The sequence below is a fragment of the Streptomyces sp. NPDC059398 genome, from assembly GCF_042751845.1.
Lineage (GTDB): Bacteria > Actinomycetota > Actinomycetes > Streptomycetales > Streptomycetaceae > Streptomyces.
This window is the reverse complement of sequence record NZ_JBHYWP010000034.1, coordinates 30,910-54,589: the sequence shown is the minus strand read 5'-3', so window position 1 is coordinate 54,589 and position 23,680 is coordinate 30,910. Positions and strand designations below refer to the sequence as shown.

At 70.8% G+C, this 23,680-nt stretch carries 22 protein-coding genes; 11 read left to right on the top strand and 11 right to left on the bottom strand.

The genetic code is table 11. From position 1 onward, the window contains the following. Positions 1-25: 25 nt before the first annotated feature. The gene (locus ACFXBC_RS15150) at positions 26-1,243 is read left to right on the top strand and encodes an IS110 family transposase (protein ID WP_385023590.1); all 1,218 of its coding nucleotides are present in this window, start codon (positions 26-28) and stop codon (positions 1,241-1,243) included. 604 nt (positions 1,244-1,847) lie between these two features. Next, positions 1,848-2,429, top strand: coding sequence for an HD family hydrolase (locus tag ACFXBC_RS15145; protein WP_385023588.1), 582 nt, complete (start codon positions 1,848-1,850; stop codon positions 2,427-2,429). Between the two features lie 90 nt (positions 2,430-2,519). Here ACFXBC_RS15145 and ACFXBC_RS15140 read toward each other — a convergent pair whose 3' ends face one another. From ACFXBC_RS15140 to ACFXBC_RS15100, 9 genes are all read right to left on the bottom strand, one after another. After that, a complete protein-coding gene (locus tag ACFXBC_RS15140) occupies positions 2,520-2,999 on the bottom strand; it encodes an SMI1/KNR4 family protein (RefSeq protein ID WP_385023586.1) in 480 nt (159 codons plus the stop codon). Continuing rightward, on the bottom strand, positions 2,996-4,060 hold the full coding sequence (locus ACFXBC_RS15135; protein WP_385023584.1) for an NAD(P)H-dependent glycerol-3-phosphate dehydrogenase: 1,065 nt from the start codon (positions 4,058-4,060) through the stop codon (positions 2,996-2,998). The genes ACFXBC_RS15140 and ACFXBC_RS15135 overlap by 4 nt, the downstream gene beginning before the upstream one ends. Positions 4,061-4,565: 505 nt before the next feature. Then, positions 4,566-5,666 carry a small ribosomal subunit Rsm22 family protein gene (locus ACFXBC_RS15130; protein WP_385023582.1) on the bottom strand — a complete coding sequence of 367 codons (1,101 nt, stop codon included), beginning with the start codon at positions 5,664-5,666 and terminating at the stop codon, positions 4,566-4,568. 224 nt (positions 5,667-5,890) lie between these two features. Further along, the gene (locus ACFXBC_RS15125) at positions 5,891-7,117 is read right to left on the bottom strand and encodes a beta-ketoacyl-[acyl-carrier-protein] synthase family protein (RefSeq protein WP_385023580.1); all 1,227 of its coding nucleotides are present in this window, start codon (positions 7,115-7,117) and stop codon (positions 5,891-5,893) included. Next, a complete protein-coding gene (locus ACFXBC_RS15120; protein ID WP_385023578.1) occupies positions 7,114-7,359 on the bottom strand; it encodes an acyl carrier protein in 246 nt (81 codons plus the stop codon). The genes ACFXBC_RS15125 and ACFXBC_RS15120 overlap by 4 nt, the downstream gene beginning before the upstream one ends. 444 nt (positions 7,360-7,803) lie before the next feature. Next, on the bottom strand, positions 7,804-9,612 hold the full coding sequence (locus ACFXBC_RS15115; RefSeq protein ID WP_385023576.1) for an acyl-CoA dehydrogenase: 1,809 nt from the start codon (positions 9,610-9,612) through the stop codon (positions 7,804-7,806). Positions 9,613-9,810: 198 nt separating this feature from the next. Further along, the gene (locus tag ACFXBC_RS15110) at positions 9,811-11,037 is read right to left on the bottom strand and encodes a beta-ketoacyl-[acyl-carrier-protein] synthase family protein (protein WP_385023574.1); all 1,227 of its coding nucleotides are present in this window, start codon (positions 11,035-11,037) and stop codon (positions 9,811-9,813) included. Beyond that, positions 11,034-11,171: a hypothetical protein gene (locus ACFXBC_RS15105; protein ID WP_385023572.1), complete on the bottom strand. Its 138-nt coding sequence runs from the start codon at positions 11,169-11,171 to the stop codon at positions 11,034-11,036. The genes ACFXBC_RS15110 and ACFXBC_RS15105 overlap by 4 nt, the downstream gene beginning before the upstream one ends. 712 nt (positions 11,172-11,883) lie before the next feature. After that, complete coding sequence (locus ACFXBC_RS15100) at positions 11,884-13,161, bottom strand: multidrug effflux MFS transporter (RefSeq protein ID WP_385023570.1); 1,278 nt, start codon at positions 13,159-13,161, stop codon at positions 11,884-11,886. Between the two features lie 55 nt (positions 13,162-13,216). Between ACFXBC_RS15100 and ACFXBC_RS15095 the strand changes: the two genes are divergently transcribed. The 5 genes from ACFXBC_RS15095 to ACFXBC_RS15075 all read left to right on the top strand — a co-directional run bounded on the left by ACFXBC_RS15095 (position 13,217) and on the right by ACFXBC_RS15075 (position 17,223). Further along, a complete protein-coding gene (locus ACFXBC_RS15095; RefSeq protein ID WP_385023568.1) occupies positions 13,217-14,215 on the top strand; it encodes a Gfo/Idh/MocA family protein in 999 nt (332 codons plus the stop codon). A gap of 121 nt (positions 14,216-14,336) precedes the next feature. Further along, positions 14,337-15,179, top strand: coding sequence for an SDR family oxidoreductase (locus ACFXBC_RS15090; protein WP_385023566.1), 843 nt, complete (start codon positions 14,337-14,339; stop codon positions 15,177-15,179). Positions 15,180-15,344: 165 nt separating this feature from the next. Beyond that, positions 15,345-15,803: a lamin tail domain-containing protein gene (locus ACFXBC_RS15085; protein WP_385023564.1), complete on the top strand. Its 459-nt coding sequence runs from the start codon at positions 15,345-15,347 to the stop codon at positions 15,801-15,803. A 91-nt stretch (positions 15,804-15,894) separates the two neighbouring features. Continuing rightward, entirely contained in the window at positions 15,895-16,221 is a 327-nt protein-coding gene (locus ACFXBC_RS15080) for a MazG-like family protein (RefSeq protein ID WP_385023562.1), read from the top strand. Positions 16,222-16,335: 114 nt separating this feature from the next. Continuing rightward, positions 16,336-17,223 (top strand): PhzF family phenazine biosynthesis protein, encoded by an 888-nt coding sequence (locus ACFXBC_RS15075; RefSeq protein ID WP_385023560.1) that lies wholly within the window; start codon positions 16,336-16,338, stop codon positions 17,221-17,223. A 146-nt stretch (positions 17,224-17,369) separates the two neighbouring features. Here the strand turns inward: ACFXBC_RS15075 and ACFXBC_RS15070 are convergent, their stop codons facing one another. Beyond that, positions 17,370-18,509 (bottom strand): D-alanyl-D-alanine carboxypeptidase family protein, encoded by a 1,140-nt coding sequence (locus tag ACFXBC_RS15070; RefSeq protein ID WP_385023558.1) that lies wholly within the window; start codon positions 18,507-18,509, stop codon positions 17,370-17,372. A gap of 431 nt (positions 18,510-18,940) precedes the next feature. On the opposite strand from ACFXBC_RS15070, the gene ACFXBC_RS15065 reads away from it, so the two are divergent. Continuing rightward, on the top strand, positions 18,941-19,225 hold the full coding sequence (locus tag ACFXBC_RS15065; RefSeq protein ID WP_385023556.1) for a DUF3311 domain-containing protein: 285 nt from the start codon (positions 18,941-18,943) through the stop codon (positions 19,223-19,225). Beyond that, positions 19,222-20,715, top strand: coding sequence for a sodium:solute symporter (locus ACFXBC_RS15060; protein WP_385023554.1), 1,494 nt, complete (start codon positions 19,222-19,224; stop codon positions 20,713-20,715). Before ACFXBC_RS15065 ends, ACFXBC_RS15060 begins: the two co-directional genes overlap by 4 nt. Positions 20,716-20,981: 266 nt before the next feature. Here the strand turns inward: ACFXBC_RS15060 and ACFXBC_RS15055 are convergent, their stop codons facing one another. Continuing rightward, complete coding sequence (locus ACFXBC_RS15055) at positions 20,982-22,484, bottom strand: SulP family inorganic anion transporter (protein ID WP_385023552.1); 1,503 nt, start codon at positions 22,482-22,484, stop codon at positions 20,982-20,984. Between the two features lie 332 nt (positions 22,485-22,816). Here ACFXBC_RS15055 and ACFXBC_RS15050 point away from each other — a divergent pair, with 332 nt between their 5' ends. Both ACFXBC_RS15050 and ACFXBC_RS15045 read left to right on the top strand, forming a co-directional pair. Next, positions 22,817-23,206 (top strand): MerR family transcriptional regulator, encoded by a 390-nt coding sequence (locus ACFXBC_RS15050; RefSeq protein WP_385023620.1) that lies wholly within the window; start codon positions 22,817-22,819, stop codon positions 23,204-23,206. A gap of 26 nt (positions 23,207-23,232) precedes the next feature. Next, positions 23,233-23,680: tyrosine-type recombinase/integrase (locus ACFXBC_RS15045; protein ID WP_385023550.1), on the top strand; the 448-nt coding region annotated here is incomplete at its 3' end.

Here is a 23,680-nt window from a genome sequence, read left to right as displayed (position 1 = left end):
CCGCCAAATCCCCTGGAAGGACGCGATGTTCGAGATTGAAGACGTGGGCGTGTTCCTGGGCCTGGACGTCGGCAAGAGCGCCCATCACGGGCACGGGCTCACCCTGGCCGGGAAGAAGATCTTCGACAAGCAGCTGCCCAACAGCGAGCCGAAGCTGCGGGTCGTGTTCGACAAGCTGACCGCGAAGTTCGGCAGCGTCCTGGTCATCGTGGACCAGCCCGCCTCCATCGGCGCCCTGCCCCTGGCCGTCGCCCGCGACGCCGGCTGCCAAGTGGCCTACCTGCCCGGCCTGGCCATGCGCCGGATCGCCGACCTCTACCCTGGCGAGGCCAAGACCGACGCCAAGGACGCGGCCGTCATCGCCGACGCCGCCCGGACCCTGCCCCACACCCTGCGCTCGCTCGAACTCACCGACGAGATCACCGCCGAGCTCACCGTCCTGACCGGCTTCGACCAGGACCTCGCCGCCGAGGCCACCCGCACCAGCAACCGGATACGCGGCCTGCTCACCCAGTTCCACCCGTCGCTGGAGCGCGTCCTGGGCCCCCGCTTGGACCACCAGGCCGCCACCTGGCTCCTGGAGCGCTACGGGTCCCCGGCCGCCCTGCGCAAAGCCGGCCGACGCCGCCTTGTCGAGCTGATCCGCCCGAAAGCCCCGCGCATGGCCGCACGGCTGATCGACAACGTCTTCGACGCTCTGGACGAGCAGACCGTCACCGTTCCCGGCACCGGCACCCTCGACATCGTGATCCCGTCCCTGGCCCGCTCGCTCGCCGCCGTCCACGAACAGCGCCGGACCCTCGAAGCCCAGATCAACACCCTGCTGGAGGCCCACCCTCTTTCCCAGGTCCTGACCTCGATGCCCGGCGTCGGCGTCAGGACCGCCGCAGTCCTGCTGACCACCATCGGCGACGGCACCAACTTCCCCACCGCCGCCCGCCTCGCCTCCTACGCCGGCCTCGCCCCGACAACGAAGTCCTCCGGCACCTCGATCCACGGCGAACACGCCCCACGAGGCGGAAACCGGCAGCTCAAACGGGCCATGTTCCTGTCCGCCTTCGCCTGCATGAACGCCGATCCCGCCTCCCGCACCTACTACGACAAACAGCGAGCCCGCGGCAAAACCCACACCCAAGCCCTCCTCCGCCTCGCCCGCCAACGCATCAGCGTCCTGTTCGCCATGCTCCGCGACGGAACCTTCTACGAATCCCGGACACCGAAGGACGTCGAACTCGCCGCATAACCCCACCATCCACCCGCCCCCAGACCCCGGCAGGGATGCCTTGACGAACGACATAGAGGCACCCCCCAGACACGAACGCCGGTCTCAACTGCGGTAGCCATTCTGGCCTCCTTATCGCCGCCCGAGGCTGGACATCCCACTGGGCGAGCGCACGGTCAACTGCCGCCGCCTTAGCGCGGCTTGGTGACGGTCAGCCATTACTGGACTTCATCGACCGGGGTCTGGCGGACGACGACATCGCCGAAACCGCTAACCTCAACTACTGGGCCTACTGGCTCGGTTCGATCCGTGAACCGCAGCCAGACGACAGGTTTATGCGACAGGGGTGGACCGGCTGGGAACCCGTGAGTCTCCTGCGTGGGCTCGTGGCCGGCCTCCACGAGGCTCCGGCGTACACGGACCTGTACGTCCACTCGCTCTGGGCCTTGCTGACCACCACACGATGGCTGCCCCTGGCAGACCCTGACCTGGCGGCCAGTCTGAGCGCACACACCGCCCGACTTCTTGATCACGACCGGATCTCCCCGCGATCGAGGCGGGAACTCAGTTCGGTGCATTACGTTCTACGCGAGAACCGCAGATGACACATCGGAGGACGGGTTTCATGGCGGACACAGAGCAGGAGCAGGCGAAGGGCACCACGGGCTTCCTGCTGGAGATGGGGATGCTCAAGCGCGCCAAACGGACAGGATGGTGGATCGCCGGGGTGAAGGACCCCGAGACGATCGCCGAGCACTCGTTCCGCGTGGCTCTCATCGGCTCCGTGCTCGCCATGATGGAGGGCGCCGACCCCGCGAAGACGGCCCTTCTCGGGCTCTGGCACGACACCCAGGAGACCCGTGTCAGCGACATCCCTCATGTCGGTCGCCGCTACCTCGAAGCCACCGGCAACGAAAAGGTCACAGCGGACCAGGTATCCGCCGCGCACCCCGCTGTGAAGGACGGGGCCCAGCGAATCGTGGAGGAGTACGAGAACGGCGACTCCCTCGAAGTGATCTGCGCGCACGACGCGGACAAACTCGAATGCCTCATCCAAGCCGTCGAGTACCGCGAACAGGGCTGCTCGAACGTCCAGCCCTGGATCGACAGCAGCGTCGCCAAGCTCAAGACGGCCTCCGCCCAGTCCCTCGCTGACGCCGCGCTCACCATGACCTCGATCGAATGGCAGCAGACATACCTCCGCTGAGTCCAGACCGCGAAAACGCCGGAGCTCCACGAAACCACGAGGGCGGGCGGAAGAAATTCCGCCCGCCCTCAATGCTGAATGCGCCTGCCTCTACGTACTCATGGCTCGCTGACACTCTTCCAGGGCGAAGGACCCAAAGTTCCCTCCAACCCTCTCCATGCTGTCACGACCCGGAAGTCCGGGATTCCAGGCGAACACTGGGCACTCGCCGTCCTGGTCTCCCTGGGAAGTGTCGAGGACAACATAGGCCCATACGTCATCGACCATGACGACCATCAGGTCGGCCGGCAGACCGATCTGATGACGAGCCTCCAGGGTTTGCTCGACAGTTCCCAAAAGGGCATCCCCTCCGGCAGGCGACTTGTATACGCCAAAGAACTCCTTCCCGGCGATTTCCCAGGTGCCGAATTCTTCGAGGAGACGCCGGTAGGACGGAGGGAATACGAGGCCCATCTCCCGCTCCGCAGCATCCAGCATGTCAACGTCACAGCCGTCGGCATGGTTCGCGCTCTTCTCGTTGCCACAGACCAGCGCGATCACCTTTTCACTTGACTCGAGGGCTCTCGTCATTGGCTGAATCCCTTCGCCCTGGAGCGTTCGGATTTCGGTGCCCGCGACATCAGCCGTACTGCGGCCTCGGCGACGCTGATCCGCCCTCGCACCACGTCGACCACGACCTCCGTGATGGGCATCTCCACTCCGTGGCGACGAGCAAGCTCCAGGATCGATTCGGAAGACTTGACGCCTTCGGCGGTCTGACGGGTGGCGGTGGTGGCCTGTTCGAGGGTCACGCCCCGGCCGAGATGTTCGCCGAAGGTGCGGTTACGGGACTGCGGTGAGGAGCAGGTGGTCGCGAGGTCACCGAGGCCGGCAAGACCGGCGAGGGTCTGCGGGCCGGCTCCAAGTGCCTGCCCGAGGCGGATCGTCTCGGCGAGGCCGCGAGTCATCAACAGCGCACCGGCGTTGTCTCCCAGCTCCATACCGGAGGCGAGACCGATGGACAGGGCGATGACGTTCTTGACCGCGCCACCGAGTTCGCATCCCACGATGTCGGTGTTGGTGTACGGGCGGAAGGACGGCGTCATGCAAGCGGTCTGGAAGGCGGTCGCGGTGTCCTCGTGGCTACTGGCGATGACAGAGGCGGCGGGTCGGCGTGCGGCGATTTCTTCGGCGAGGTTGGGGCCGGACAGCACCACGATCCGCTTGGGGGCAACGCCGGTCACTTCGGTGATCACTTCACTCATCCGCAGACCGGTGCCGACTTCGATGCCCTTCATCAGACTGACGATCACGGTCTGCGGTTCGATCAGCGGCGCCCACCGGATGAGGTTGGTGCGGAGCGACTGGGCGGGGATGGAGATGACGGCGTAGTCGGAGCCCGCCAGCGCCTCCGCCGGGTCCGTGGTCGCTGTCACCTGATGGGCCAGGTGTGCGCCGGGCAAGTAGTCCGGGTTCTCCTGTCGCACATTGATCGCGTCGGCGACTTCGGCCCTGCGGGCGTGCAGAACGACCTCGTTGCCCGCGTCGGTGAGAACGGTGGCGAAGGCCGTGCCCCAGGAGCCGGCGGAGAGCACGGCGACCCGATGTTCAGCGGCAGGCGCCCGGTGGTTCATGGGGTGGTGATCGGCCATCGTCGTCCCGCATCTGTCCCAGGCCCGGTCCGAGGCGACGGGGCGCGGGCAGCATATCGGGCACCCCGCCTGCCGGGGCGGCCCGTTGGGCCCCCAGCGTGAGGGCGACGCCCCGGCGCCCGGGGTATGTGGGCGGGGCTCGGTCGGCATCATGGCGCAGGGGGCCGGCCTGGGTGAGGACGGCGCGTGCCTTCGACGAAGGAACCGTGCGGAGGGGAGTCACGGGGGGGGGACCGCGATCTGTCCTGCCCGCAAGGCGGCTGCTTTCCGTGAGCTGGGCGACCTCGACGGCGCTGTGGGCACCGCCGAGGAGGCAGTGGCTCTCATGGGCGGGGTCAGCTCGGCGAGAGGGAACAGTTGCTCCGGAGGACCTGCGAAGCGATCGTCCGGCACGGGACAGTTCCCGCGGTCGCGGTCTTCCTGAAGGCCACCGGCTGACCCGCGCTGGTGACCGATGTGATGCTCTGCGCCGGCTCCTCGGAGTGCTCGGCGGCAGAAGTCCGATTCACCGTCCAGGCACGGGCATCGGCTCGGTGCCAGGCGGCGGCCACGGGTCGCCCCACGCCGTGTCGCGGGCCGCGCGGTAGAGGTCGCCGTGGCGCTTGGAGACGGTCTCGCGGGTGAGTTCGTCCGCCGCCGTGCAGAGTTCCAGCTGGACCAGGCCCTTGCGGATCTGCGGTCGGCGTACGACCCGGGACGGCACGGTCGCCACCTCGCCCCTGAACGCGGCGACATAGCTGAACTTCTCGTCCTCGTACGCCAGTGAGCCGCCCTTGACCTGGCGGTGCAGCGAGGATCTGCTCACCCGGGCCGAGAAGTGGCACCAGTCCGTGCCGCGCACGATGGGGCAGGCGTCGCTGTGGGGGCAGGGGGCGGCGGTCCGCAGTCCGGCCGCGGCCAGGCGGTCCCGGGCCGCCATGATCCGAAGATAGCCGTCGGGGGTGCCGGGTTCGACCACCACGACCGCCTGGGCGGCCTGGGCCGCGGCGTCCACCACGGCGGTGCGGCCGGCTTCGGTCAGCTCCCCCAGGACGTACGAGACCGTCACCAGATCGGTGCTCTCCAAGGTGAGCCCCGGTCCGATACGGGTGCGCTGCCAGTCGGCCGTGCGCAGTGCGGAGGAGCCGGAGTGCGCGGCCAGTTCACGGCCCAGTACGAGTGCGGGGTCCGCCCAGTCCAGCACGGTGGTACGCCGGGGGCCCTTTGTCCCACCGGCCCCACCAGCACCATCGGTCCCGTCGGCCCCACCGGTCCCGTCGGCCTCCGCCTGCTCGTCCGGGTCGTCCCAGGCCCCGGCCACCGCCCAGCTCGCCGCGCCGGTGCCCCCGCCGATGTCGGTGTGCCGGGCGGGCACCCATCCGGGCACCGCGGCACGGAAGGCGGCGAGCGCCGCCCGTACGGCTTCGAAGGTGGCGGGCATCCGGTACGCGGCGTACGCGGCGACGTCCGAACGGTCGCGCAGCAGCGGGGTCCCGGTGGGGGTGGTCCCCCGGTAGTTGGCGATCAGCCGCTCGACGGCCTGGGCGGCCTGTTTGGGCGGCAGCCCGTCGAGGAGCCCGGCCAGGGCGGTGCGCAGGGCTTCGGCGGTGGGGAGCGAGGCGTTCACCGGAGGAGTCTAGATGCTGGCTGCCCCGGCCCCTTCCGTGCCTGGGGACCCTCCCGGCCCCGGACCCTCCCGGCCCCGGGCGGCCCCGCCCCCGCGCTCTGGCCCGCCAGCCGCACCAGCCCTGCCAGCACCACCAGACGCACCAGCCCCGTCGGCACTGCCAGAAACACCAGACGCACCAACCCCGCCGACCCCCTCAGCAGCCGAGCACAACACCCACCCCGTCAGCCCCGCTCGAAGGCGAGCACGGCATTGTGCCCGCCGAAGCCGAAGGAGTGGCTGACCGCGCGCGACAGCCGTACCCGGCGGGGCTGTTTGGTCACGCAGTCGATGTCGAACTCCGGCGCGGGAGCGGTCAGGTTGGCGATGGGCGGTACGAGTCCGTGCTGGAGGGTGAGGACCGTCAGTCCGGCCTCGATCGCCCCCGCCGCACCCATGCAGTGGCCGAGCACACCCTTGGGCGCGGTCACCGGAGGCCGGTGCGGATAGGCGCGGGCGATCAGCCCGGCCTCGGTGGCGTCGTTGAGCAGGGTCGATGTGCCGTGGGCGTTGACGTGGCCGACGTCCGCCGCGCACCAGCCCGCGTCCCGCAGCGCCGCGTCCACCGCCGCACGGGCGACCGAACCGTCGGGCCGGGGGCTGGTCGGGTGGTACGCGTCGGTGGTGGCGCCCGTCCCGGCCAGCAGGGCGCGCGGGGCGACGTTCCTGGCCAGGGCGTCGGCCTCGCGCTCCAGGACCATGACGGCCGCCCCCTCCCCCATCACGAGGCCCCGGCGGTCGGCGGCGAACGGGCGGCTGATGGCCGGGGGTTCCTCCCCGGCACGCATCGCCCCGGCGCCCGACCGTGCGAACCCGGTCAGGGCCAGCCGGTCGACGATCGATTCGGTGGCACCCGCGACGGCGATGTCGCACTGCCCGGTGACCAGCAGATCGCGCGCCACCGAGAGCGCGGTGGCGCCCGACGAACAGGCCGTGCAGGGCGCCAGGCTCGGCCCCGTGCTGCGCAGCCGTACGGCGACCTCCGCGGCGGCCATGTTGGGGACGGTGAGCAGGGTGCCCAGAGGCGAGATCGCCTCGGGGCCCCGGCGCTCCAGGGCGACCGACTGCTCGTACAGCCCGCTCGATCCCGCGCTGCTGGTCCCGATGACGATGGCGACCCGGGTGCCGTCCCAGCCGGCCGGGGAGAGCCCGGCGTCGGCGACGGCCTCCTCGGCGGCGAGCACCGCGAGCCTGACGTAGCGGCCCATGCGGTAGACGGTCCGGCCGCCGACCGCGTCGGCCAGGTCGATACCGGTGACCCGGCAGGCGAAGTCGATGGCGCAGCCGTCCAGTTCGGGGACGGTACGGGCCGTGGAGCGCCCCGTGCACACCCCCCGCCAGGTGGATTCCGTGTCGTTGCCGGCCGGGGTGATCATGCCAAGACCGGTGACGGCGACAGGGGGAAGCGTCATCGGGAACCGGCCACGGTGGACGCGGTCAGGAAGTCGCTGATGCGGCCCAGAGTGGCCCCCTTGTACGCGGAGTCGGCATCGGCGTCGACACCGAGGGTCTCCTTGACGATCACGCCGAGCTCCGCGACCGCGAGGGAGTCCATCTCCAGGTCTTCCATGGTGGCCTCGGGGCGGAGTTCGGCGGCGGGGACCTTGAAGGTGTGGGTGAGGACGTCGACAAGGGTCGGGTGCAGCTCGGACATGACATTCCCCTTCATTCGGAGCGGACGGGCCTGGTGGAGCAGGCGGGTGGGAGCGGTGGAGCAGCCCGCAAAGCATGCTCAATGCGGATGAATCACAGCTCGTGGACGTCGGTCCAACGGTTGAACGAACCTCCGGTTACGCGGTGAGGGAAGGTTTTTTCACCCCACGGGAACGGGCACCGGCCCCCGTACCGGATCCCACACCCCGATCCCGCACCCGGGCCTCACACCGGATCCCGCACCCGGCCCACACCGGGCCTCAAGCCGGCTCCGGGCCGCTCCCCCTGGCCGGGGCCGCTCTCCGGTCCATGGCCGCCCCCGGGCCCCCGCGGCAGAGGCCGCCGCAGCAGAGGCCCCGGCCTCAGAGGTCCTGGCGGCAGAGACGGGACAGCACATGGACCGTCCCCCAGTACCCGACCAGGACGGTGCGCAGCAGGAACCGGTTCACGGGTACGCCTCCCCCGGCCTACGGTGCCAGGGCCCCTCGGGGTCGTCGTACGCCGACGCGTATCCGGCGCCCGCGACCGGCACATCCGCCAGCCACTCGTCCGGCAGGTCGAACGCGTCGGCCAGCAGCCGTGCCCGCCCCGCGACCCGGGCGGTCAGCCGGTCCACCTCTGCCGGGAGCGCACCGATGTGACGGCCCTCAAGGAAACCCCCGTACAGCAGATCACCGCTCCGGGGCGCGATGCGCTCCAGGGCGAACAGCCGGCCCAAGGTGCGCAGCAGTTCCCCCGCGGCGGAGTCCGGCGGGAGGGTGTCCGCGGCCGCGGCGACAGCCCTGGCGGCCCGGAGCTGGGCGTGCGCGGTGGCGGCCCGCAGGGCGGCGGCCGCCCCCGCGTTCCACCGGCCGAGTGCGTCGCCCGGCGGGGCCTCGCGCATCGCGGCGCGGGCCCGGTCGAGTTCGACGCACTCGATGGCGGCGAGCAGTTCCAGGAGGTAGGCGGGATCGGTCAGTTCGCGGCCGGCCGGGGCCGCGGCGGGCGGTGGCGGGCGGTGGCCCGACACGAGCCCGGCCGCCGCCTTGGCGTGGATGGCGAGGTTGTCGCCCTCGGCGGTGATCGCCCCCTCGATCCCGGTGACCAGGGCGGCGAGGCCGTTGTGCTCCAACAGCCCCTGGGCACCGCACCGTTCACGGCACTCGGCCAGGACGGCACGCGCCTCCCAGGTGATCCACGCCTTGGCGACGGCGACCAGCCGCTCGGCATCGGCGGGGATGTCCTGATGCTCCGTCCAGCTGCGTACGACGTCGCGGTGCAGCAGCGTCATCGCGTACGCGGTGGCCAGCGCGCCCGCGAGGGGTGCGTAGTGGCTGCGGTGCGCCATGACGGGCACCCGCTCGGGCGCCCGTACCCCGCCGATCAACCGGTGCGAGCCATGGCGGACCGCCACCGCCAGCGCCGCCCTGACCGCCCCCACCGCGCAGGCGCTCATGCTCAGCTTGCCCGCGGTGACACGGCCGATCGACAGCAGGAAGCGGCTGCGCCGGCTGACCACCTCACTGCTGAAGGCGCCATCGGCGTCGAGCCGGCCCTGCACCCCGGAGAGCAGCGCCTCGCACGGCACGAAGACATCGTCGAAGGAGGTCAGGCAGTGGTCGACCACGCTGCCTATACGCGGCGGCAGCCGCCTGACGCGTACACCGGGCAGCGGCCCGTCAGCCCCGGTCAGCGGGGTCAGGAACAGGAACACGCCGAGGTCCTTGCCGTCGACCAGCAGCCGGGCCGCCACCACTCCGCTCTTGGGGCCGCCCACCGCACTGGTGTTGGGCATGAACTTCTGCGCGCCCGCATGCGGGGTACGCAGCAGGAATCCGCCCCTGGCCCGGTCGTGGACGGCGGTCGTCTCCAGCGCCGTCGCGTCGTTCCCGTGGTCGATCTCCGTACAGAGGAAGGTCCCGACGCGGGTCAGGTCCGCGAAGTCGGACAGATCCCGCCGCACGTCGGCATCGTGGTCCAGCAGGGTGCCCAGGAACAGGTTGTAGTGGATACCGGCGACTGTGGTCAGCGCGGCGTCGACCGGGCTGAGCCACTCGTGCAGGGCGGCCAGTGCCACGGGGTCGGCGGCCAGCCGGAAGGCGCTGTCCAGCGTGGAGTTGAGGGTGCGCAGCCGGGCGTACGCCAGTCGTAGCTGCTCATCCGGGGTGAGACCGGACCTGCGCCGGAAGGGCTCCGTGGCGAGAAGGGCACGCCAGGGGCCGTGGGTGGCCCGGTGGTCGTCACCGAACAGCACCCGGACCAGATCGCCGTGCACGGCCGGGGGGCACCCGGCCGCCTCAGCAGCCGCATATACCTCAGCCGTCTTTGCTGCTTCAGCCGTCTCTGCTGTCTCAGCCGTCTCTGCTGCCTCAGCCGCCTCTGCTGCCTCAGCCGCCTCTGCTGCCTCCGTCGCTTCTGCTGTACCGGGCGAGGTCGGCGCGGACGGCGCGGACAACGTCTCCATGGCCATGGGTCATTCCCCCCGCTGGAAGGCCAGCACCACGTTGTGCCCGCCGAAGCCGAAGGAGTGGCTGACGGCCCGCTCCACGGACTCGCCGCGCGCCTGCTTGGTCACACAGTTCAGGTCGAACTCCACGGCTGGAGCGTCCAGATTGGCGATCGGCGGGATGACGCCCTCCTCCAGGGTCAGTACGGTCAGCGCGGCCTCGATCGCCCCGGCTGCCGCGAGCGAGTGCCCGAGGACGCCCTTGGCCGAGGTCACCGGTGGCCAGTGCGGGAACACCCGCGAGATCACTTCGGCCTCCATCGCGTCGTTGAGCGGTGTGGAGGTGCCGTGTGCGTTGACGTGGCCGACATCATGCGGGCTCCAGCCCGCGTCGCGCAGCGCCTCTTCGACGGCCGCCTGCGCACAGCGGCCCGCCGGGTCGGGGGCGGTCGGATGGTGGGCGTCGGTGGTGGCGCCCACCCCGGCCAGGAGCGCCCGCGCCCGGTGTCCCCGGGCCGCCGCGTCGGTGGCCCGCTCCAGGACCAGCACCCCGGCGCCCTCGGCGATCACGAATCCGTCCCGGTCCCCGGCGAACGGCCGGGACGCCCCCGCCGGGTCGTCACAGCGCCGCGAGACCGCGCCCATCTGCGCGAAACCGGAGACCACGAGCGGCTGAAGCACCGACTCCGCTCCTCCGGCCACCACCACGTCGCACTGCCCGGAGGCCAGCAGATCGCGGGCGACGGCGATGGCCGTGGCGCCGGACGCGCAGGCGGTGACGGGGGCCAGACTCGGCCCGTGCGCCGACAGCGCGATGGCAACCTCACCCGCGGCCGCGTTGGGGATCATCATCGGCACCAGCAGCGGGGAGACCGCGCCGGGCCCTTCGGCGTCCAGCCGCAGAACGTTGTCGGCGAGTACGGAGACACCTCCGACGCCGACACCGATCACCACCCCCACCCGGGTGGGGTCCCAGCCTGCGGGATCGAGCCCGGCGTCGGCGACGGCCTGCCGGGCGGCGATCAGCGCCAGTTTCACGAAGCGGTGCATACGCCAGGTCTTACGGCCGCCGACCGCCGCGTCCAGATCGACACCGTCCACCGGGCAGCCGAAGTCGACGGGCAGGCCCCGCAGTTCGGGCAGCCGGCGAGCGGTGGGCCGGCCCGCGCACACCTCTTCCCAGGTCTCGGCCGTACCGGCCCCGCCCGGGGTGATCATCCCCAGTCCGGTCACGGCGATCTCGGGTGTCCTCATGAGAGCTCCTCGAAGAGTGCGCCCGCGGCGGGCCGCACGGCGGGGGTACGGGAAGCGGCGGCGGCATCGGCGACGGTCACGGCTCCGGCGACAGGCTCGGATCCGGCGGTACGCACAGCTCCGGCGGCGGGCACGGATCGGGCGGTACGCACAGCTCCGGCGGCGGGCGCGGCCCGGGTGGTGGGCGCGAACCGGACAGCGGGCACAGCGGGCGCGGCCCGGACAGCGGGCGCGGCCCGGACAGCGGGCGCGGCCCGGACAGCGGGCGCGATCCGGACAGCGGGCACAGCGGGCCCGACCGGAGAATCCGTAGGCGCGACGTCCGCGCCCCAGTGCGCGGGTAACACGCCGTCGGCCCCGCTCCACGGCGGCACCCACCCAGCCACCGGCTCGACCACCGACTCGACCAGAGCCACCCCGTCCCCCCTCGTTCGTAAGCTCTCCGCGGCAGCAGAACGGCGTACGGGGGTGAAGGGTTTCGCACCACGGGGCCGAACGGGTGGCCCTTGGTCATTTGTTCGAAGAGAGTGCCGGTACCGCGATGACCTGCGACGCTGCGGTACGGGACCTGCCGGGCGACGGGAGCGGCCGACCTCGGCGCCGCCGGGACGGCCGGCCGGTCACCGGGCGCCCGGCTGCCGCATCCGCCCGGCCGATCGGCCAGGCGGCCCTGTCCGCTCCGCTAAGGGCTGTCCCGTAATCCCTGGTGGATCAGCGCGCGGCGTCAGATGCGGTGCATCGAAAGGCGGAGGGGCGTCCGCATACTGGTTGTATTCGGGAGTTCCGACAACGCGGCGAGGCGCCGTAGCTGTCGTCGTGCGCCCGCCAGGGATTACGGGACAGCCCTCAGCCGGCGACCGTCACCGCCGGCGCCCTGCGCTGCCACGGACGGCACAGCGCCAGGAAGCAGGTCATCGCACCCACTCCGCACACCAGCTGGACCACGGCCATCGGGGCGGCCGTGGCCTCGCCCGCGATGCCGACCAGCGGGGACGTCACCGCGCCGAGCAGGAAGGTGGAGGTGCCGAGCAGCGCCGAGGCGGACCCCGCGGCGTGCGGGGTGCGCATCAGGGCCTGGGCGTTGGTGTTCGGCATGGCCAGGCCCATCGCGGACATCAGGACGAAGAGCCCCGCGGCGATCGGGAAGAGGCCGACATGGCCGAAGACGCCGGACGTCATCAGCAGCAGAGCGGTGGCGGCGAGCGTGATGACGCTCAGCCCGAAGCCGAGGGCCTTGTCCAGACTGACCCGGCCGACGAGCAGCTTGCCGTTGATCTGGCCGACGGCGACCAGACCGACCGAGTTGAGCCCGAAGAGCAGGCTGAAGGTCTGCGGCGACGCGCCGTAGATGTCCTGCACCACGAAGGGGGACGCACTGATGTACGCGAAGAGCGCCCCGAAGGCGAGACCACCGGCGATCAGATAACCGGTGAAGACCCGGTCGGCGAGGAGCGAGCGCATCGTCCGCAGGGCGTGCCCGACACCGCCGGTGTGCCGCCGCTCGGGCGGCAGGGTCTCGTGCAGCCACTTCCACACCACGAGCGTCAGAAGCGTGCCGACCACGGTGAGCAGCACGAAGACCCCGCGCCAGTCGGTGATCTGGAGGATCTGGCCGCCGATGAGCGGGGCGACGATCGGGGCGACCCCGGAGATCAGCATCAGCGTGGAGAAGAACCGGGCCATCTCCATGCCGTCGTAGAGGTCACGCACCACCGCGCGGGCGATCACGATGCCCGCGGCCCCCGCGAGACCCTGCAACAGCCGGAAGCCGATGAGCAGTTCGACGCTGGGCGCGAAGGCGCAGACCGCGGTGGCCGCGACGTACACGGCCATGCCGATGAGCAGCGGCCGGCGCCGTCCCCACTTGTCGCTCATCGGGCCGACGACGAGCTGTCCGAGCGCCATACCGATCAGGCAGGCGGTGAGGGTGAGCTGGACGGTGGCGGCGGGCGAATGCAGCGCGTCCGTGACCTCGGGCAGCGCGGGAAGATACATGTCCATCGAGAGCGCGGGCAGCGCGGTGAGCCCGCCGAGGACGAGGGTGACCAGGATTCCGGTGGTGCGGGCGACGGCAGGGGCGGGGAGCCCGGTGCGTATGTGCTCCGGGGCAGAGGTCTTCGGCATGGCCTCTATGCTCTCAGCTCACAGGGTGTGGTAAAGACGATTTACGGGAGCCGTGATGGAGAAGACTGTGCGCTGGGGTGTGCTCGCCACGGGTGGCATAGCCGCCGCCTTCACCGCTGACCTGCAAGGACTCCCCGGCGCCGAGGTGGTCGCCGTGGGGTCGAGGACGCTCGCGTCCGCGAAGGGATTCGCCGGTCGCTTCGGTGTCCCGCGCGCCCATGGCAGCTGGGCGGAGCTGGCGGCCGACCCGGAGGTCGATGTCGTGTACGTGGCGACGCCGCACTCCGCTCACCGGGCCGCCGCCGGGCTCTGCCTGGAGGCGGGGCGCGCGGTGCTGTGCGAGAAGGCGTTCACGCTGAACGCGCGGGAGGCCACCGAGCTGGCAGATCTCGCCCGTGCCCGCGGCAGCTTCCTGATGGAGGCGATGTGGATGTACTGCAACCCGCTCGTGCGCCGACTGACGGAGCTCGTACGGGACGGGGCGATCGGCGAGATCCGTACCGTACAGGCGGACTTCGGCCTCGCCGGGCCGTTCGGCGCGGGCCACCGGCTGCTCGACCCGGCGCAGGGCGGCGGGGCGCTCCTCGACCTCGGTGTCTACCCGGTCTCGTTCGCGCAGCTGCTGCTCGGCGAGCCCGACCGGGTACGGGCCGACGCGGTGCTCTCGTCGGCGGGCGTCGACCTGGACACCTCGGTGCTGCTGGGCTGGGAGAGCGGGGCGACCGCGCTGCTGAACTGTTCGGTGACCGCGGACACCCCGCGCACCGCGGCGGTGACGGGGACCGGGGGCCGGATCGAGGTCCCGCGCGGCTTCTTCGCCCCGGAACGGTTCGTCCTGCACCGGGACGGCCGGGAGCCCGAGGAGTTCACCGCCGGACAGTACGGCAGCGGGCTGCACGGTATGCAGGACGAGGCGGCCGAGGTGATGCGCGCCCTGCGCGCGGGCGAGACCGAGTCCCCGCTGGTGCCGCTGGACGGCACGCTCGCGGTGATGCGGACGCTCGACGCGGTACGGGAGCGGACGGGCGTCCGGTATCCGGCGGACCCGGCGTAGCGGTCACGCCGTAGCGGACACGGCGTAGCGGACACGCCGTAGCGGACACGGCGTAGCGGACACGGCACAGGGGCGGCACCGGAGATCGTTCCGGGTCAGTCCTGTCGTAATCTGCGCCCCCATGAACACCTCTCGGACGAACACCTCCCGGACGAACACCCCTCGGACGAACGCCTCTCGGACGCAGACAGCCCGGACGCAGACGTCCCGGACACCGCCCTCCCGGAAAACGGCGGTGGTCACGGGCGCGGGCTCGGGCATCGGCCGCAGTGTCGCCCGCACCCTGGCGGACGCCGGCTGGTCGGTCGCGCTGGCCGGACGCCGTACGGAGAAGCTGGCCGCGACGGCCGCGCTCACCGGGGGCGAGACCTTCCCCGTGACGGCGGACGTCACATCCCCCGACGAGGTGGGCGCGCTCTTCGACGCGGTGCGGGAGCGCTGGGGGCGGCTGGACCTGCTCTTCAACAACGCGGGCATCTCGGGCCCCGGCGGGGTGCCGGTGGAGGAGCTTCCGTACGAGGCGTGGCGACAGGTCGTCGACACCAATCTGACGGGTTCGTTCCTGTGCGCACAGGCCGCCTTCCGGCTCATGAAGGAGCAGGATCCGCAGGGCGGCCGGATCATCAACAACGGCTCCGTCTCGGCGCACGCCCCGCGCCCGGACTCGATCGCGTACACCGCGACGAAGCACGCCCTGACGGGCCTCACCAAGTCCCTCTCGCTGGACGGCCGTCCGTACCGCATCGCCTGCGGACAGATCGATATCGGCAACGCCGCCACGGACATGACCGAGCGGATGAGCAGCGGCATCAGACAGGCCAGCGGTGAGGTGCTGGCCGAGCCGGTGATGGACGTGGCGGATGTGGCGCGCACCGTGCTGCACATGGCGGGGCTGCCGCTGGGGGCGAATGTGCAGTTCGCGACGGTGATGGCGACGGCGATGCCGTACGTGGGGCGCGGCTGAGGCGAGGGGGCGGCACGGCGAGGGGTGCGGCTGAGGCGAGGGGGCCGACGTAGTGGGCAGTCGGCGGGGTCTGCTGTTGAGGCAAAGGGGCCACGGCCGCCGCTACTGCCCTCTACACTCCACTACTTCAAGGCTTCTTCACACTTTCCACACCAGGAGCGCACCTTGCGCATACGTTCCACGGCCCCCGCCGCCCTGCTCGTCGCCGCCCTCGCGGGGACGCTGCTCGCCACCGCGCCGAGCGCGTCGGCGGCCACCTCGCCCGTACAGATCAGCAAGGTCCAGTACGACTCGCCGGGCAAGGACACCCGGAGCAACAAGAGCCTCAACGGCGAGTGGGTGCGGCTCCAGAACCGGAGCAGGTCCACCGTCAGCATCAAGGGCTGGAAGGTGACCGACGCGAGCCGGCACAGCTACACCTTCGGCAGCGTCACCCTCAAGCGGAACCAGTCGGTGACCGTCTACACCGGCAAGGGCAAGAACACGACCGCCTCCAAGTACCAGGGCCGCGGCGCGTATGTCTGGAACAACGACCGTGACACGGCGACGCTGACCGACTCCCACGGCAAGAAGAAGGACAGCGTCTCGTGGTCGCACCCCGGCAAGGGGTACATCACCAGCTGAGTATCCGGGCTGAATATCCGGGCTGAGTATCCGGGCTGAATATCCGGGCTGAGTACCCGGGCGCAGGCACCGGCGTGGCAGGGTGCTGTTCATGGACGAACACGCCTGGACCACCGTCGCCCAACTCCGTGCCTGGCTGGACGAGTCCGCCTCCCGGCCGCCTCAGGAGCAGACCCTGCTCAGGATCCTCAAGCTCTCCGAGGAGGTCGGTGAGGTGGCCCAGGCGGTCATCGGCGCCACCGGCCAGAACCCGCGCAAGGGCGCTTCGCACAGCTGGCAGGACGTGGAGGCCGAGCTCTGCGATGTGATCGTGACGGCGATGGTGGCGCTGCGCACCCTGACCCCGGACGCGGCCGACGTCTTCGCCGGCCATCTGGAGCGGGTCGCGGCGCGCTCCCTGAACCGGCCCGCTCCCTGAAACGGCCGGCCCCCTGAACCGGCCCACCGGCCCGCTCCCTGAACCGGCCGGACCCCTGAACCGGCCGGGCCCCGCCGGGGAATGACCCCCGCGCCCCGGCGGTTGGCGACGGACATGACGCCAACCGCACAGCACCGCACCGGAGTACTCCGCTACACCGCGTTCTCCACCGACCCCGCAGGGGGCAATCCGGCCGGGGTCGTACTGGACGCCACCGGTCTCGACGACGCGGAGCAGCTCGCGATCGCCGCGGAGCTCGGATACAGCGAGACCGCGTTCCTGACCGCGCCGCCGGAAGGGCTTGGCGGGGAGCCCGGACGGGCCTTCACCGTCCGGTACTTCAGCCCGAAGGCCGAGGTCTCGTTCTGCGGGCACGCGACCGTCGCCACCGCCATCGCCTTCGCCGAGCGGCACGGCCCCGGGGATCTCCTGCTCGCCACCCGCGCGGGCACGGTCCCGGTGACGGTGGCCGAGGAGGACGGCGCGCTGCGGGCGACCCTGACGAGCGTCGAACCGGCCGTACTCGACGTGGACGGGCACGACGTCGAGGAAGCCCTCGGCGCCCTGGGCTGGCAGGCATCCGACCTCGACCCGGCCCTCCCGCCCCGTATCGGCTACGCGGGCGCGCGCCATCTGGTGCTGGCCGCCGCGACCCGGTCCCGGCTGGCGGACCTCGCGTACGACTTCGACCGGCTGGCCGCGTTCATGCGCACCCTGGACCTGACCACGCTCCAGCTGGTGTGGCGGGAGTCGGAGACGGTCTTCCATGTCCGCGACCCGTTCCCGGTGGGCGGTGTGGTCGAGGACCCGGTGACCGGGGCCGCGGCGGCGGCGTTCGGGGCGTACGCGCGTGAACTGGGCCTCGTCGCGGAGGACGCGGTGCTCACCCTCCACCAGGGTACGGACATGGGCCGCCCCGGCGAGCTGACGGTCACCCTGCGGGCGGACGACGCACGGGTACGGGTCAGCGGCACGGGCACCCGTATCGCGGAGGGCGACTGAGAGCGACTGAGGGCGGTTGAGCAGAACCAAGAGGAGCTGAGGGGAACTGGGGGGAACTGGGGGGGAACTGGGACGGAACCGAGGGGGACGGGCGCGGGGGCGGAAACCTGCCGCCGCCCCCGCACTCGTCCCCTACCGGCGACCGCTCAGTGCTTGCGCCTGCGGCGCGGCTTGCGGTTGCGCAGGGCCACCGTGCCGACGGCGAGCAGCGCCGCCGCCCCGCCGCCCGCGCCGAAAAGCGGCCAGGACGACGAGGAGCCGCCGGAGCCAGTCCCCGCCGCGTTCGGTCCCGGCGCCGGGGAGGGGGCCGCCGAGGGCCGGCCGCCCTCGCTGACCGGGTCGACCAGCTTGCCGACCGGGGTGACCCGGCCCGCGGCCCGGAAGCCCCAGTCGAGGAGCGCCGACGTGTCCTTGTAGACCTGGTCGTACCCGGTCACCGGATGCATGACGGTGACCAGCAGGGTGCGGCCGTCCCGGGTGGCGGCGCCGGTGAAGGTGTTGCCGGCGTGCGTGGTGTAGCCGTTCTTGACGCCGATCATGCCCTTGTACTCGCCGAGCAGCCGGTCGGTGTTCTGGATCTGGAACTTCTTGCCGCCCCGGGCCGGGAACTCGGCGAGCCGGGTGGCGCAGTACTGCCGAAAGTCGTCGTTCCGCAGCCCGTGCCTGGCGAACAGCGACAGGTCGTACGCCGAGGACACCTGCCCGGGGTGGTCGTATCCGTCCGGGCTGACGACATGGGTGTCCAGCGCCTGGAGATCGACGGCCTTGGCCGCCATCTCGCGCACGGTGGCGGGCACTCCGCCGTTCAGGGCGCTCAGCACATGGACGGCGTCGTTGCCGGAGCGCAGGAAGACCCCGTGCCACAACTGGTCGACGGTGTACGACGTCCCGGCCTCGACACCCACCAGACTGCTGCCTTCCGGTATGCCCGCGAGATCGGCGGCGGTGACCCGGTGTTTCTGCTTCTTCTCGAACTTGGGGAGCACGGTGTCCGCGAAGAGCATCTTCAGCGTGGAGGCGGGCGGCAGCCGGTGATGCGCGCGGTAGGCGGCCAGCACCTCCCCGCTCTCGCAGTCCGCGACAAGCCACGACTTGGCATCGGCACGCGGCAGGGCGGGCGCGCCGCTCATCCGCCGCACCTGTACTCCGTCGAGGCCGAGCCGCTCACCCCCCACGGCGGTGGCGGCCGAAGCCGGGGCGGCCCCGGTGGCGAGAAGAGCGGCGGGCACGGCAGCGGCGGCAAGGCCGAGCACTGCGCGCCGGGAGGGCGAAGCGTCGCTGGTCACGGAGGGATCGTACGAACCGGGGCTGTGCGGGGGTGCGCCGGGGGTGCGGATCACCCGAAATGAGTCAACCGGGCGGGAGGGGACGGGCGACCGCACGCCACGGTTCGACAGGGCGAAGCCCGCCGCGATTCGACAGACGGCGGCTGCCGAACGCCGAGGACAACGACGTCGTCCTCGCCGCCTGAGCCGTGTCCGTGAGCGGCCGGGGAACGGTCCGCCCCTCCGCGCAGGAGCGGACCACCGGCAGTGGGGGTCACACAGGCCAAACCCCCTTCCACTAGCAGGAGTTCAACGGAATGTTGAATTCCGTCCGGTGGCGGCCGAAGCCTTGACAGGGTTCCGGGACCGACGGCTACGCTCATCCCCGGAAAGTAAATTCCGCATAGTGGAATAACAACACACCACTACCCCGGGACTACCCCATGCCCCCTGTGCCCAAGCCCCGTCCGGCGGGCGGCGCCCTGCTCCCCCTCATCGGAACGATCCCCTTCATCGGGATCCTCGGCGGAATCTGGTTCGCCGACCGAGTGAGGCCCTACGTCCTCGGAATGCCCTTCATCCTCTTCTGGATCGTCCTGTGGGTGGCCCTGATCTCGGTGGTCATGGCCGTGATCTACAGACTCGACCCCCGCAACCTCGATGCCCGGAGTCTGGATGCCCGCAGCCTCGATGCCGGCAGCCTCGATGCCCGCAACAGCGAGGAGGACCCGGCATGACCGCCCTCGTCGTCATCCTCGGCTTCCTCCTGGTCGCCATCTGCCTCGGCCTCCAGGCCCGCCGCGGCAAGGACATGGACCTCGAAGAATGGTCCGTCGGCGGCCGCAGCTTCGGAACGACCTTCGTCTTCCTGCTGCTCGCCGGCGAGATCTACACCACCTTCACCTTCCTCGGCGCCTCCGGCTGGGCGTACGGAAAGGGCGGCCCCGCCCTCTACATCCTGTGCTACGGCGCGCTGGCGTACGTGATGTCGTACTGGCTGCTCCCGTCGATCTGGCGTTACGCCAAGGAGCACCGCCTCGTCTCCCAGTCCGACTTCTTCGCCAGGAAGTTCGACAGCCCGCTGCTCGGCGCCCTGGTGGCCCTGGTCGGTGTGGTGGCGATGGTGCCGTACCTGGTCCTCCAGCTGACCGGGATGGGGATCATCGTCTCCGAGGCCTCGTACGGGCATATCTCCAAGACCCTCGCGGTGATCATCGGTACGGTCGCCCTGACCGTGTACGTGACCATCTCCGGCATCCACGGCTCGGCCTGGACCGCGGTGCTCAAGGACGTACTGATCCTCTCGGTCGTCCTGTTCCTCGGTATCTACCTGCCGCTGCACTACGCGGGCGGGGTCGGCCACATGTTCCACGCCATCGACACGGCGAAGCCGGGTTTCCTGACCCTCCAGCACAGCGGGCTCAGTCCGTCGTGGTTCGTCTCGACGGTCCTGCTTTCGACGCTGGGCTTCTATATGTGGCCGCACTCGTTCAGCGCCTCGTACAGCGCGCAGAACGAGCGGGTGTTCCGCCGGAACGCCATCTTCATGCCCCTCTACCAACTCGTCCTGCTCTTCGTCTTCCTGGCCGGATTCGCCGCCCTGCTCGCGGTACCCGGCCTGAAGGGCGCCGACGCCGATCTGTCACTGCTGCGGATCACGGTCAAGTCCTTCGACCCGTGGTTCGTGGGGGTCGTCGGCGGTGCGGGCGTACTCACCGCACTCGTACCCGGCTCGCTGCTCCTGCTGACATCCGCGACCTGCCTGGCCAAGAACGTCTACAAGCTCGTCCGTCCGGGAACGACGGAGGAGTCGGTGGGCCGGCTGGCCAAGCTGCTGGTGCCCGTACTGGCGCTGATCGCGCTCTTCTTCACCTTCAACGGCGGCAGCAGCATCGTCAACCTGATGCTCATGGGCTACTCCCTGGTGACCCAGCTCTTCCCTGCGCTGCTGGTCAGCCTGGCGCCGCGCAGGCTGGTCAGCAAACAGGGCGCGGCCGCGGGCATCATCGTGGGCGTCCTGGTCGTCGGGGTGGTGACGGTCACCGGGGCCACTGTCGGCAGCCTGCTGCCGGGGCTGCCGCAGGCGGTCAAGGACCTCAACGTCGGCGTCGTCGCGCTCCTGGTCAACGCGCTGGTGATGTTCGCGGTCTCGGCTCTCACCCGCACCGCGGGGAGCGGCGCGCCCGCGAAGGCCGCACCGCGGGACGGTCTTCCGGCGGCTCGCTGACCTCAACTCGCGTGTTGGGGATGCCTGTTCAGCAGGCCACAGGGCTCGGGTTACGGGTTACGGGATACGGGTTACGGGATACGGGTTACGAGGATCGGCGGCCCTGTGCAGGACCCGGCAGGCGATGAAGGCGATGCCGGCCGCGTCGTCAGCGTCGGCCGGGTCATCGAGCAAGCCGGAGAGTTGGTCACGGTGGGCTTCCAGTCCGGCCGGGCGGCCCGATGAGCCACAGACGCCAGGCACTCACACGGAGGACGGCAGCGGATTCAGTGGCTCCCGGTCAGCTCCCCGCTGAGGCTTCCGTGCATTCTGGCGCTGTCCTCGTTGAGACCGACGATCTCCACGGTCTTTCCGCGGCCGGCGTACGCGAGAGTGATCGCGTCCAGCGCGGCGACGGACGAGGCGTCCCAGACATGGGCGCCGGTGAGATCGATGACGACCCTGCCCGGATCGCCCGCGTAGTCGAACCGGGCGGCCAGTTCGCTGGAGGAGGCGAAGAACAGCTCGCCGGTGACCGCGTACACGACGCTCTCGCCGTCCGGATCGGTGACGGCCGTGACCTGGGTCAGCCGGGCGACCCGGCGAGCGAAGATCGCCATGGCGGTGAGGGTGCCGACGACGACGCCGATGGACAGGTTGCTGGTGGCGACGACGACCGCGACGGTGATGACCATCACCGCGGTCTCGCCGACCGGCATCCGCTTGAGAGTGGCGGGTTTGACGGAGTGCCAGTCGAAGGTACCGACGGAGACAAGCACCATCACGGCCACGAGGGCGGCCATCGGAATGTCGGACACGACCGGCCCCAGCACGATGCACAGAATCAGCAGGAAGAACCCGGCGAGGAACGTGGAAAGGCGGGTACGGGCACCGTTCTTGACGTTGATCATCGTCTGTCCGATCATCGCGCAGCCGCCCATACCGCCGAAGAACCCGGTGACGATGTTGGCGATGCCCTGGCCGATGGCCTCGCGGGTCTTGTTGGAGCGGGTGTCGGTGATCTCGTCCACGAGCTTGGCGGTCATCAGCGTCTCCATCAGCCCGACCAGCGCCATCGCCAGCGCATAGGGCGCGATGACGGTGAGGGTGTGGACGCTGAACGGCACATCCGGCAGCCCCGGTACGGGGAGGGACGAGGGGAGCCTGCCCTTGTCGCCCACGGTGGGCACCGCGATCCCGGCCGCGACCGTGATCACGGTGAGGATCACGATCGACACCAGCGGTGCGGGCACGGCCCTGGTCAGACGGGGGAAGAACACCATCAACGCCAGACCGGCGACGACGAGCGGATAGACCTGCCAGGGGACGCCGTGGAGGTTGGGAATCTGCGCGGTGAACAGCAGGATGCCCAGCGCGTTGACGAAGCCGACCATCACCGAACGCGGCACGAACCGCATCAGCCTGGCCACCCCGAGCGAGCCCAGCACGATCTGGAAGACCCCGGCGAGGATCACGGTCGCGATGAGATAACCCAGGCCGTACTGACGGGCGACGGGAGCGACGACCAGGGCGACGGCGCCGGTCGAGGCCGAGATCATCGCCGGACGGCCACCGGCGAACGCGATGACCATCGCCATCGTGCAGGCGGCGAAGAGCCCCACCTTCGGGTCGACACCGGCGATGACGGAGAACGAGATCGCTTCCGGAATCAGCGCCAGGCCGACGACCAGCCCGGCCAGCACTTCCACGCGGAAGACCTTGGGCGACAGCCAGGGAGGCCGCGGCAGGCCGCGCAGGCGCACGGGCAGGGATGAGGGGAGAGTCTGCAAGACCGGAGGACCTGTCGTGCTCGGGCGCGGCCGGCAGGCGGCCGTGCGGTGGAACGCGCAGGGCCGGGACGGCGGTGCGCGGATCGCCCGCCGGAGCAGGGCGGAAGTCCGGGACAACGGAGCGGCGCCGCACAGCACTTCGCAGAGGGCGCCCGCACACTGTGGGACGGGGCGGCGCGAGCCACCCCAGGATCAACACAGCCACCGACAACTCTACCCTGACGTTAGAGTAGAGATACGGGCAGCCCTACGGGCTGGGCGCCCCAGGCAAGAGAAGGGCCGGGAACACGGTCGTGGACAGAGACAGCAGGGACAAGAAGGGCAGCAGGCGCATGCAGATCGGCGAGGTCGCCGAACGGACCGAGCTCTCCCTGCGGACCATCCGGCACTACGAGGAAACCGGCCTGGTCATCCCTTCCGCCCGCTCCCAGGGCGGCTTCCGCCTCTACACCGAGACCGACGTCACCCGCCTGATGGTCATCCGCCGCATGAAGCCGCTCGGCTTCACCCTGGAAGAGATGCGCGACCTCCTGGACGCCACGGACCGCCTGGACGCGGACGACCAGCCCCCCGGCCAGGATCGCGAGGCACTCCTGGACCGCGTCAGGTCCTACGAACAGACCGCCACCCAGAAGATCCAGGATCTACGGGTCCAGCTGACCAGGGCCGAGGACTTCGCCGCCACCCTCCGCTCCCGGCTGGAGGGCCGGGGGCTTTCCTGACGGTGGCCTTTCCGGCTGTGAAGGGGGTGCCTACCTGGGCCGACGCCGCCGGCCCCGGCATCTGGAACCCCTCACCGCAGACGCCACGTGGCAGCACAACGGGAACGCGTTCACGACTCCGCAGGGTCAGGCCGGTCGACCCGACCAACCTCACCCGCACCTTCACCGCACTCCTGCGCAAGGCCGCCCTTCGCCGCATCCGCGTCCACGACCTCCGCCACTCGACCGCCGCCCTGCACCTAGAACAGGGCGTCGAACTCGTCGTGATCAAGGAACTCCTCGGCCACGCCCACATCGGCTTCACCGCCACCGTCTACGCCCACGTACGTCTCCACCTCCAGCGCCAGGCCATCGACACCCTCGGGGCATCCTCAGCCAGACCGACGCCCCGGACGACCCGCCCACCGCAGCCGTTGCCGTCAAAACCCGGGTGGGGGGGGGGGCGCGAGCGCGCCCGGGACCGCGCGCCGGCGG

Excerpts from the sequence above, each read along its gene's own strand:
- ACFXBC_RS15060 (WP_385023554.1), top strand. The coding sequence starts at position 19,222 with ATGACCGCCCTCGTCGTCATCCTCGGCTTCCTCCTGGTCGCCATCTGC.
- ACFXBC_RS15090 (WP_385023566.1), top strand. The coding sequence starts at position 14,337 with ATGAACACCTCTCGGACGAACACCTCCCGGACGAACACCCCTCGGACG.
- ACFXBC_RS15080 (WP_385023562.1), top strand. The coding sequence starts at position 15,895 with ATGGACGAACACGCCTGGACCACCGTCGCCCAACTCCGTGCCTGGCTG.
- ACFXBC_RS15135 (WP_385023584.1), bottom strand. The coding sequence starts at position 4,060 with ATGGCCGATCACCACCCCATGAACCACCGGGCGCCTGCCGCTGAACAT.
- ACFXBC_RS15100 (WP_385023570.1), bottom strand. The coding sequence starts at position 13,161 with ATGCCGAAGACCTCTGCCCCGGAGCACATACGCACCGGGCTCCCCGCC.
- ACFXBC_RS15075 (WP_385023560.1), top strand. The coding sequence starts at position 16,336 with ATGACGCCAACCGCACAGCACCGCACCGGAGTACTCCGCTACACCGCG.
- ACFXBC_RS15120 (WP_385023578.1), bottom strand. The coding sequence starts at position 7,359 with ATGTCCGAGCTGCACCCGACCCTTGTCGACGTCCTCACCCACACCTTC.
- ACFXBC_RS15110 (WP_385023574.1), bottom strand. The coding sequence starts at position 11,037 with ATGAGGACACCCGAGATCGCCGTGACCGGACTGGGGATGATCACCCCG.
- ACFXBC_RS15140 (WP_385023586.1), bottom strand. The coding sequence starts at position 2,999 with ATGACGAGAGCCCTCGAGTCAAGTGAAAAGGTGATCGCGCTGGTCTGT.
- ACFXBC_RS15125 (WP_385023580.1), bottom strand. The coding sequence starts at position 7,117 with ATGACGCTTCCCCCTGTCGCCGTCACCGGTCTTGGCATGATCACCCCG.
- ACFXBC_RS15150 (WP_385023590.1), top strand. The coding sequence starts at position 26 with ATGTTCGAGATTGAAGACGTGGGCGTGTTCCTGGGCCTGGACGTCGGC.
- ACFXBC_RS15050 (WP_385023620.1), top strand. The coding sequence starts at position 22,817 with ATGCAGATCGGCGAGGTCGCCGAACGGACCGAGCTCTCCCTGCGGACC.
- ACFXBC_RS15095 (WP_385023568.1), top strand. The coding sequence starts at position 13,217 with ATGGAGAAGACTGTGCGCTGGGGTGTGCTCGCCACGGGTGGCATAGCC.
- ACFXBC_RS15145 (WP_385023588.1), top strand. The coding sequence starts at position 1,848 with ATGGCGGACACAGAGCAGGAGCAGGCGAAGGGCACCACGGGCTTCCTG.